Source organism: Paenibacillus sp. GYB004 (assembly GCF_036577605.1).
GTDB lineage: Bacteria > Bacillota > Bacilli > Paenibacillales > NBRC-103111 > Paenibacillus_AB > Paenibacillus_AB oceani.
In genome coordinates this window covers 220,390-229,581 of the sequence record NZ_JARBDB010000017.1, presented here as the reverse complement: position 1 = coordinate 229,581, position 9,192 = coordinate 220,390, and the positions used below count along the sequence as shown (strand labels likewise).

The 9,192-nt window shown below is 47.7% G+C and carries 11 protein-coding genes; 1 reads left to right on the top strand and 10 read right to left on the bottom strand.

Features of this window, described 5'->3' with window-relative positions; genetic code table 11:
* Positions 1-107: 107 nt before the first annotated feature.
* The 6 genes from PV433_RS10275 to PV433_RS10250 form a co-directional block, all read right to left on the bottom strand.
* Entirely contained in the window at positions 108-263 is a 156-nt protein-coding gene (locus PV433_RS10275) for a hypothetical protein (RefSeq protein ID WP_332072049.1), read from the bottom strand.
* A 173-nt stretch (positions 264-436) separates the two neighbouring features.
* Positions 437-1,102: an SMI1/KNR4 family protein gene (locus PV433_RS10270; protein ID WP_332072048.1), complete on the bottom strand. Its 666-nt coding sequence runs from the start codon at positions 1,100-1,102 to the stop codon at positions 437-439.
* Positions 1,103-1,491: 389 nt separating this feature from the next.
* The gene (locus tag PV433_RS10265) at positions 1,492-1,893 is read right to left on the bottom strand and encodes a hypothetical protein (RefSeq protein WP_332072047.1); all 402 of its coding nucleotides are present in this window, start codon (positions 1,891-1,893) and stop codon (positions 1,492-1,494) included.
* A gap of 622 nt (positions 1,894-2,515) precedes the next feature.
* On the bottom strand, positions 2,516-3,682 hold the full coding sequence (locus tag PV433_RS10260; RefSeq protein ID WP_332072046.1) for a metallophosphoesterase family protein: 1,167 nt from the start codon (positions 3,680-3,682) through the stop codon (positions 2,516-2,518).
* A gap of 144 nt (positions 3,683-3,826) precedes the next feature.
* Positions 3,827-4,309 (bottom strand): DNA glycosylase AlkZ-like family protein, encoded by a 483-nt coding sequence (locus tag PV433_RS10255; protein WP_332072045.1) that lies wholly within the window; start codon positions 4,307-4,309, stop codon positions 3,827-3,829.
* Positions 4,310-4,414: 105 nt separating this feature from the next.
* Positions 4,415-4,741 (bottom strand): class I SAM-dependent methyltransferase, encoded by a 327-nt coding sequence (locus tag PV433_RS10250; protein ID WP_332072044.1) that lies wholly within the window; start codon positions 4,739-4,741, stop codon positions 4,415-4,417.
* 349 nt (positions 4,742-5,090) lie between these two features.
* On the opposite strand from PV433_RS10250, the gene PV433_RS10245 reads away from it, so the two are divergent.
* Positions 5,091-5,663 (top strand): DoxX family protein, encoded by a 573-nt coding sequence (locus tag PV433_RS10245; RefSeq protein WP_190932485.1) that lies wholly within the window; start codon positions 5,091-5,093, stop codon positions 5,661-5,663.
* A gap of 92 nt (positions 5,664-5,755) precedes the next feature.
* On the opposite strand, the gene PV433_RS10240 is transcribed toward PV433_RS10245, so the two are convergent.
* From PV433_RS10240 to PV433_RS10225, 4 genes are all read right to left on the bottom strand, one after another.
* Complete coding sequence (locus tag PV433_RS10240) at positions 5,756-5,941, bottom strand: hypothetical protein (RefSeq protein ID WP_332072043.1); 186 nt, start codon at positions 5,939-5,941, stop codon at positions 5,756-5,758.
* Between the two features lie 260 nt (positions 5,942-6,201).
* Positions 6,202-7,473: a CapA family protein gene (locus tag PV433_RS10235; protein WP_332072042.1), complete on the bottom strand. Its 1,272-nt coding sequence runs from the start codon at positions 7,471-7,473 to the stop codon at positions 6,202-6,204.
* A gap of 107 nt (positions 7,474-7,580) precedes the next feature.
* Complete coding sequence (locus PV433_RS10230) at positions 7,581-8,384, bottom strand: SDR family oxidoreductase (RefSeq protein WP_332072041.1); 804 nt, start codon at positions 8,382-8,384, stop codon at positions 7,581-7,583.
* A 36-nt stretch (positions 8,385-8,420) separates the two neighbouring features.
* On the bottom strand, positions 8,421-9,125 hold the full coding sequence (locus tag PV433_RS10225; protein WP_332072039.1) for a Cthe_2314 family HEPN domain-containing protein: 705 nt from the start codon (positions 9,123-9,125) through the stop codon (positions 8,421-8,423).
* Positions 9,126-9,192: the final 67 nt, after the last annotated feature.

The following is a 9,192-nucleotide window of genomic DNA, read 5'->3' as shown; positions in this document are numbered from 1 at the left end:
TAGATATGGCTGAAGCCAAGAACAAACGCAGCAAACAAACGGTATTGTGTCAACTCCAAGAGTGGATGGCCGATTTGCCCTTGTACATTAAGGGTTTATTCGCTAATCTAAGCTGCGAAAGTTGAGTCACTTATTCCAGGTCTATAGTATCCACCTGCTAATGAGCCAATCACTATAACAACTTTTAAGTGGCTTCCAATAATATCAGCAATTCCATCTGAAAATTTCTTTGATATATCCCAAGCCTCTTTCTCGCTAATCATGCCACCCCTCCGAAAAACAAATTTACCACAATTATATACCATGGTCATAATTATAAGTATCCTGACCGTTAGCGGAATGAGGCCGCCGATCGATTCGTCGGCAGCCTCGTTCTAGTTGACTATTGAACTAATGTATCCGATAGTTTAACGAGTTTATTTCTTTTCCGATATGATTATTCAGTATATTTGAACTTGATATTTCCGTGTATTTCCCCAAAATCCTCGATTTCTTTCGCCGTTTGCGTCCCGATCAGAATATCGGCCATCATGCCGTTGGAACGGAACCAGCCTAATCTGCGTTCATGCTTGTTATAGAAAAGAGCGCAAAACGGATGGTAATACAAGTCCAATGCCCGGAATGTACTGCTAAATTGTTGTTCCGCAAGCTTTCTCGCTTGCAACGAAGATACCAACTTGCCCTTTAATCTACCTTTGGCGGAATGCTTCATATGACTAATGGCAAAGATCGCCGCTGTAATCATGACGTTTTCACAAAAAGATTCCATATTGGGTTCCCAGTACCATGCTTCATCGTCCATGAACATAATTTGTCTCTTGACCGCTGATAACGCAAAGGGCTCTTTTTTTCTCATACGATAGACGATATTTCCGTCGGAAACATGGATCTCGTCAATCGGTAAATAGCGGTCCTTCTTTTTCGAATTTCCGTCGGTCGTCAGCAGTGGATCGTTGCCGGCAGTAAGATAATATATGCGCAATTCGGCCGGCAATGAAACTCCTAACCTTTCTTCCGCGTCTTCGATTTGTTCTTCTGTGCAACCATTACAAATATCGCCGCCATGAACGATGTAGCTTAAGGTTTTCAACCATTGTTCCATATTCCGGATTTCTTCGTCGGATGCTCCGTGATTTTGAACCAATTTCGGAGCTTTGCCGTCCTTGCCTTCATTCAATACTTCGGATGAATAATACGTGCCGTAAAATTCCTTTTTGCCGCAATTATCTACTGTATATGTACCGGTTAGCTTAACCTCTTCTATGCAAATTCCTCCTCGCTATAGCCTCGTCTCCATCTCCTATTCTTTTACGCGCTGGTAAATGTAGTACTGGCCGCAATTGGTTTCCAAAGGAACTACTCATCCGTTGTCTCCCTCCAGTGGGGCATAGTTTTTCTCCATTATTCAACATTGTACTAACACTATCCTGCCCGTTAGCAGAGCGAGGCTGCCGATTGATTTCCGACAACCTCATGATGTATGCAATACGCTCACCAAAATTTCCACCAAGGGGCATTTAATTTCTTTACTTCATTAACATCTAATTCAAGTCCATCGAACTTTATATCTGTATTAACTATAGATATCAGCAATAGATCCGTTATTTCTAATAAGGCTTCAATACTCAGTTTGCATAATGGAGTTGTAATTTGAATTATTTGTGTTGAATCACCTTGGTTATAAATAGTTGCGTCAAAATCATCACCTTGGAAATTTTCCTTTAATGTCTTTGCTTGTTCGTATGAGTTTGAGATTAATACCCCTTTAATTCGACCCTTATCCCCTGTTTTTATATCCATCTCACGCAGTTTCTGCCAAAGTGCTTTCGTGAGTTCATGGTGTTTTAATCTTTCAGTAGAGTCGATTAATTCGATTCCTGCATAACCACTCATTTACGTATCCCCCGATTTAATAGGAATCTGCTCGGTCCGGGCTAATGTGGGTCCCGCTGATCAGCAGTAGTTCAACAGTTATTTATAAAAGACAAGCTACATAATCAAAAGGCTCTACCCCCGTTATCGGTGCTTTTGAATCTTTTTTGAAGGCATTTCCTTGATGGCCATAGTAAGAATCCTGCCCGTTAGCAAACCAGGCTGCCGATCCCGCCGGCAGCCTGGTTTCATTGAAGTATCGTACCCGTTAGCCATACATGCAGCGCAAGCGCCGCACCACAGATGATGAAAATGGGTCGAAACCGTCAATACTGCTACTATGGCTGGGAGAGGAAGGTCGATGAACTATGGTGCCATAGAGCCGCCCATCCGTTAGTCTGACTCCAACGACCACGGTGCATCACAGATTATCGCTCCCTTTCGGGAAGCACTCATGGGAGATTAATCCTACTCTGGTTGCTGCACCAGCCTCACTTTTATGTTCAGCCTTGAAAGGCCTTTAGTAATTTCATAACTCTTCCCAGGCACAGCCTTTTTTTAAAAAAACATTCGGCTAGGTCTAGTTTATTATTGTCTTTTTGAGGTTTTTAGCGGATTTAATTTTCATGGGAGTTGTACAATCTTAAATGTAAATTCGTTTTCCAGTTGATTCCTTATACAAACAAAACTTATCAAACAATCTTCCATGCTCATCAATAGCTTGCAATTCCAAAGAATTAGTAGTCATAACCACATTAAGAAAATGAGGTACAGCTAAGGATTGTGCAGTATGCCAACTTCTTTTGGGTAAAAACCAATCAGGCATTGCTCCTGCACCACCTGCAACAATATAAACGATCCCATTTGCAAAATCGATCTTACCATCACAGATTGGGTGACTTCGTTCGTACACAATCGTATGTGAATTAATGACCAAATCGACTCCGTACTGTTCCATTATCGGGCATAATTCACGTAAATCTTCCACCTGATACCCACCTGAAACAAAAGGAGGGTAATGAAAATAAACAATTTTCCACGTTGCAGAAGTCGATTGTAAATCGCGAATAAAAAAATCAAACTGCTCATTCCCGGGTACCATCTTCCCCGAACTATTGGGGTAGGTTTCACGGTCAATAAAATCTGTGCTGTCTAAGCAGATAAAATGGACATCTCCATAATCAAATGAGTAGTAATTTTTGGGGGAATCATAAGCAAAAAAGTCATAGTACCATGAGGCATTATCCTCATGATTGCCTAAGCAACTATAAAACGGTGTATTCTTTAGGAACTCCTTACCTGGGCCAAAAAAATATTTCTCCCAATCTTCGTATTTATTTCCGTCATCAACAATATCCCCAACAAACAAGGTAATATCGGGGCGGTATCTTTGCATTTGACTAAATATATTCCGATTTATTTGTCCCTGAGATTGATCGAAACCGCTATATCCACCAGTTTCACTTGTTACTGTAAATGAAAACGACTCTCCCCTCCGAACTGCCGTTTTGAGGAAATGGTGTCCTGATTCGATCTCATCTTGCTCATTCACCGAACGTACCTGATAAAAATAAAGGGTATTGGGTTCCAAATGATCAACTGTAAGCTGATGAATCGTTGAATACTCTCTTTCATCCACGGTTACTAGCACCTGCTCTGGTTTCTTGTAATTCCCCCGATATCCGCTATGTATTCTTTCGGTCAATAGGATATTTACAGTTGAAGAAGCAGGTTCTGATGTCTCCCACATGATGCTTATGGAATTTTCAGTTGGCCATTGTAAGTAAGGTCCCTTCACAATAGTTAGCATGTTTTACAATCCTCTTTCCGCTTAAATATAACGCAAAATACAGAACGTATGTTTGCTTATTATACACCATTTTCCAATTCTTTTAAAACCAATTACTAATATTTGGTTTAAAAGTGTTCGCGAAGCATTGCGGTAATCTGCCGGTTAGTTTAGCCCATCGCGTGCCCCCCCCACTAGAAACTCATGTACATATACAATGGCGCTACGGATGCGGCTTACCTGTTTTCGTACGCGGGCAAATGTTACCGGGGACTCAAGCTCGCCCTCCAGCAGCTCCGGCGCATTCAACAGATTGGGCTGTATGTACCTCCCGGCGATATCGTAATATTTACGCGTTCCTTTTTTGTGATGAATAATTAACTCTCCTGTGGAGTACATCTGCTCCAGCTTCGACCGGGATGAATTGTTTCCACTGCTCCAGTGGATGACCGATTGCCAGGAGAAATTTCCATCCAATTTTAGATCATCCGAACTTAGCGCACCGTGATTTTGGATGTGAGCCCGTACTTGCTCTATCAACGCTTCCATCTCGGGATAGCGCTTGGTATGTTGCCTTGCGGCCAGCCTGTACCGCTCAAAGTACGGCCAGTCCTCGACAGGGATAATGCAACACCGGCAGCCGAACATTTTTGGCCGGCTGCCGGTGTTTATGATTGAACTATCGTCTCCGCTAGTTTAGCAATACCAGTAAATACGCGCCCTTAAAACCAGGTGCCCATTCATCACCTTTATTTATGAACAGATCTTTTGGTATAAACAGGGGGTTAAGGTCTGTCCACCTTGTTCAAGATGCGCATATATACACTTTAAAGCATTCTTTGCGTCTTCTCTTTCTGATAAGAGCATAAATGAAGCCGCTGGTATATAAATGGTCATATACTTTTTAGGTATATCAAGATTTTGCATGTGTTGATCATACAGAACTGGAGACTGCCCATTTCTCTCAGCCTTAGCTCTGCATATATCCAACATGTCTTTAGAACAATCAACCCCATCAACATCAAGACCAGCGTCCAAATAGGGCAAAAATAATCTTCCAGTACCACATCCAAGCTCCAATTTCCGCTAGAATACCTTCGTATGATTCATCATTATTTAACAACATAATTTGTTGTTCCCTCCATGTTTTAAATGTTTTTACACACGGATGGTTATTAACAAGAATTCTATATTAACCCTTCCGCACCTCGAACTTTACTCTATTTTCAACTTTACTATAGCCAAAGCCCTCATCTTGATTGATGCATAGCTACTAGTTTTTTCCCCAAATCCCGACTAAACGCACGGCATTATAAGTAATTAGACCCTCCACCAAAAGTCATAAACCCTTAACAAATTTGATCTTGTGCTTCCCCAGCATCGATACTATACTGGAGATCAAAGAAAATAGTTCCAGAGGAGGACTTGCATGTCTGACATTCGACAAGGGAGTCAAATTGTGATTCCCGAAAACCCCGTATCGCATTTTTTATTCTCCAGCACACGTTCGGCACTCATCTGGCTCGTAATTCGCGTTTATCTGGGCTACAACTGGATTAAGGCCGGCTGGGGCAAGGTGACCAGCGACACTTGGACCGGCGACAAAGCGGGCGCTTCGATTCAAGGGTTCGTCAAAGGAGCTTTGGCCAAAGCCGAAGGCGGCAAGGACGTCACAGGCTGGTATGCGTCGTTCCTGGAGAACACCGTTCTCCCGAACGCCAAAGTATTCTCGTACATGGTCGCTTACGGCGAAGTGCTCGTGGGACTTGGCCTGATCGTCGGGTTGTTGACGGGGATCGCCGCATTTTTCGGCGGCCTCATGAACGTAAGCTTCCTGTTCGCCGGAACCGTCAGCACGAACCCGCTGCTGTTCGTTCTCGCCACCTGGCTGGTGCTCGGATGGAAGGTAGCCGGCTGGTACGGCTTGGACCGCTGGGCGCTGACGTACCTCGGTACCCCTTGGAACCGGGCCAAGAAGAAGTCGGATACGACTTCCGCTTGATTGCCGCCGCTGCCCGGCTCATATGAGTATGCAAACGGCGATAACGGGGCTATCCGGAAAGTCAGTGAAAGCTGACTTCCGGAGGCCCCGTTTCAGTTTAATCCTTCTTTTGTCCCACTGGCATAGGTGTCCTTAAAATGGGTAACCCCCTTAGGAACACCCATGAGTCCATGTATATCAGGCGCAATTCCTCCAAGCATGAATTCGCTCCTGTTTTTGATGCTAAGTTCGTCTGCCAATAAGGCCGCTATGCAATAGTGCATCATTCTTGAACCCATTCCAATCCCTCCTCGACAACTTTCTGACCTATCATAATCCTTCATGGCTCGATAAAATAATTATGCATTATGCGCTCGATTTGAGAAAACAATCCCTGATGTTACCCTAACATTTGACCATTCCTAATTCTGAAACTCTCTTCGGCAGCTTCCATAACGGTAAAGTCGACACAAAAAAGGCCGGAAAACAGGAAGTCGTTTTCCGGCCAACTTTACTTTTAGAGACTAATTAGACAAAAATCAATGATGGGATAAGTTCGTTATTCAGACTTGGCCGGGAAATTCAGCTCCGGCATCCACCGGCTCATATGACGGCGGATTGTTTCTTCGTGTGACGCGGTGTCGGGAATTTGGTCCGCTCCGGCTTCCCATACCGGCACTACCTTGTACTTCCGCCAGTTGGTCATCGTGATCCAGGTCGGGATAAACGACGGATGCTTAACCTCGATTCGTGACGTCCCGCCGGTCGCCGTTTTCTCGATCTCCAGCCGGAGAATGCCGCCGGTTCGCTTGTTCTCGCCTTCCTGCGCCGCGATAAAATTACCGAGCGAATAGATGACGAATGTTTTACGGCCCGTTCCGGTGTCGATCCACTCGGCCGGTTGAAGCACGTGAGGGTGGTGGCCGATCACGATGTCGGCTCCCGCTTCCGCGGCTTCTCGGGCAAACTTTTTCTGGCTGTCGTCCGGGAGATCCTTGTATTCTTGACCGAAATGCGCGCTGACGACGACGACATCGGCTGCCCGCCGTGCCGCCTCTATATCCGCCGCCGCGCGGTTCGTATCGATCAGATTAACCAGATACGGCTTGCCGGCCGGGACGGGAATGCCGTTCGTACCATACGTGTAAGCCAGAAAGGCGAACTTGATGCCTTTGACGTCGACCACCCTGACGGTGTCGCGATCTTCCTCGGAGCTGTACACGCCCACCGTCGTCATCCCCAGCTTACGCCAATGGGCCAGCGCGTTCGTTATGGCCTTCTCTCCGCCGTCCATCGAATGATTGTTGGCGAGACTGACGACGTCGAAGCCGATCGTCTTCAGCGCATCTCCAATCTCGTAAGGGCTGTTGAAGCGGGGATAATCCGACAAGCCCAGCGCTTCCCCTCCGATCATGCTCTCCTGATTGGCGATGGCGATATCGGCTTCCTCGATATACGTGCGGACCCGCTCGAACATCGGTACAAAATCGTAGCCGTCCTGCTTTTTCGCATCCTTGTAGATCGAACTGTGAATAAGCACGTCTCCGATCGCGGCCAGCGTCACCTTCGTCGTTACGATCGGCTCTTGAACCACAGGAGGCGGTTGCGGCGGCTCGGGAGGGCCGGTGGGCCCGGATGGCATCCCCTCGGTCCCGCCTCGTCCAGTGACGCCGGGATCGGGCGACGGGCTCCAGTCGTCGCCTGCCGCCTGCCGGCCTGGCGGCGCTTCAGGCCCGCTGGGCCGCTCCGTCCCGGAACATCCGGCAACCAACAAAAGAACAACTGCAAACCACAAAAGGAGCGGTCTCGCAATCGGCCTGCAATCCCGCACTGCGACTCCCTCCTTTTTATAAGGTATCAAGTATAATGATTCATCAGCATCAGCTAAGCTGAGCTTGTTGCCTTTTCATATCTAGTATTAAACCGAACGGCAGCGTCTCAACCTTGGGAATCTTTGCTCCCTCTTGTCTTCACCTCGGCCAGGCTGCGAATCGGGTCGAAACCTCCGGACACTTCCATAATGTTGCCGGTCAGAAAATCGGATTGCGGCATGCATAAAAAAGTGATGACCCGCGCTACATCCTCGCCGCTTCCTTGCCGGATGCCGGGAAACTCCTCATCGTGCAGATGGAGCACGTCGTCGATCCCTTTTTCCTTATTCGCCCCACGAATATCTCCCGGACATACCATATTGACGGTAATGCCGTATTCCGCCTGTTCGGCCGCAAGCGTTTTCGTAAACGAAACAAGTCCGACCTTGGCCGCGGCATACACGGCCCGGTGAGGCCAGCCCCGGGCTTCCGCCGCCAGACCGAAGCCGAAATGGATAATGCGTCCCCACCGATTGCGCCTCATATGCGGAAGCACGCAATGATCGAGCTCCAAAACGCCAAGCAGATTGCCGCGCATCACATAATCAATCTCATCGAGCGAATAAGCATCGAACGTACGCCGCTCCCGCACGAACGGACCTGCATTGTTGACCAGAATATCGATCGGTCCTAACGTTTCCGCAACCGTTTCCGTCATCCGGGTATTGTCTTCACGTACCGCTACGTCCGCGCGCACCGCCATAGACCGTATTCCTTTGGCCTCCAGCCGTGCGACCAGCCCGAACGCCTCGCGTTCGCTGTTCATATAGCTGACCGCCACATCGCAGCCGAGATCGGCAAGGGCGAGCGCCGTCCGTTTGCCGAGTCCTTTCGCGCTTCCCGTAACGAGCGCGATTTTTCCGTGAAGCATGGGAGCTTCCTCCTTTTCTTCATCGTTCAACCGCGTTTACGTTTTTTTGCGATGATGCACATAGGTGAAAACGGTCGATAATGTCCGGCATACCATCTCCAACCCCTGCTCCAGATCGTTCAGGTTGGCATCCAAATCTTCTATGTAGGTCCGGTCCGCCCGGCACAAATCGACATGAAGCAAATCGTCGAGCATCTCAGTATTGACCAGATGGATCTCCATGTTGCGTTTCTGGCGAAGCCGGGCGAGCGGCTCCTTGTATTGCTCTTTAATGTCATATAGCAGCCCTTCCAGGCCGGGTTCCGCATTGCGGTGTTTCATCTGGCGAAGAACGGTGAAGTACGAGAACTTATGCTTGACGCGTTCGGATTTGAGCCGCAGCAGATCGTTCAGGAAATAGCCAAGTTTGTCGAGAATCGAGAACAGGCGGATAAATCCGTTCTTGTAAAAATAAACGTGACGCCGGTAATCGGCCCGTTCCTCGGGCGACATCTTCTCTTCCTGATCGTGCGTCACTCCTGCGCGAAACTTGGAGGCGCAGTATACGCTCTGCTCCAGCTCGTCCAGGGCGTTCGTGAGCCCTCGGGCCCACAGCTCGTAACGCGTATATTTGCCGCACAGCGGAGTCTGCTCGTCGATAAGCTCCGTAAGCAGCTTGCGGTATCGGGTAATGGCGCGGACGGCTTCAAGAAGAGACCCGGAATCGGTACGATTGGGCTCTTCAAACCAAGCTCGGAACAATAAGAGTCACCGCCTCGAGTAAAGTATGAAAACGTGCCGGAGCTGCGGAAACGCCCTTTTGATGCGG

Bases quoted from the DNA above. Each gene is read 5' to 3' on its own strand.
- PV433_RS10265 (WP_332072047.1), bottom strand. From the start codon at position 1,893: ATGAGTGGTTATGCAGGAATCGAATTAATCGACTCTACTGAAAGATTA.
- PV433_RS10270 (WP_332072048.1), bottom strand. From the start codon at position 1,102: ATGGAACAATGGTTGAAAACCTTAAGCTACATCGTTCATGGCGGCGAT.
- PV433_RS10260 (WP_332072046.1), bottom strand. From the start codon at position 3,682: ATGCTAACTATTGTGAAGGGACCTTACTTACAATGGCCAACTGAAAAT.
- PV433_RS10275 (WP_332072049.1), bottom strand. From the start codon at position 263: ATGATTAGCGAGAAAGAGGCTTGGGATATATCAAAGAAATTTTCAGAT.
- PV433_RS10230 (WP_332072041.1), bottom strand. From the start codon at position 8,384: ATGCTTCACGGAAAAATCGCGCTCGTTACGGGAAGCGCGAAAGGACTC.
- PV433_RS10255 (WP_332072045.1), bottom strand. From the start codon at position 4,309: ATGTTCGGCTGCCGGTGTTGCATTATCCCTGTCGAGGACTGGCCGTAC.
- PV433_RS10245 (WP_190932485.1), top strand. From the start codon at position 5,091: ATGTCTGACATTCGACAAGGGAGTCAAATTGTGATTCCCGAAAACCCC.
- PV433_RS10240 (WP_332072043.1), bottom strand. From the start codon at position 5,941: ATGGGTTCAAGAATGATGCACTATTGCATAGCGGCCTTATTGGCAGAC.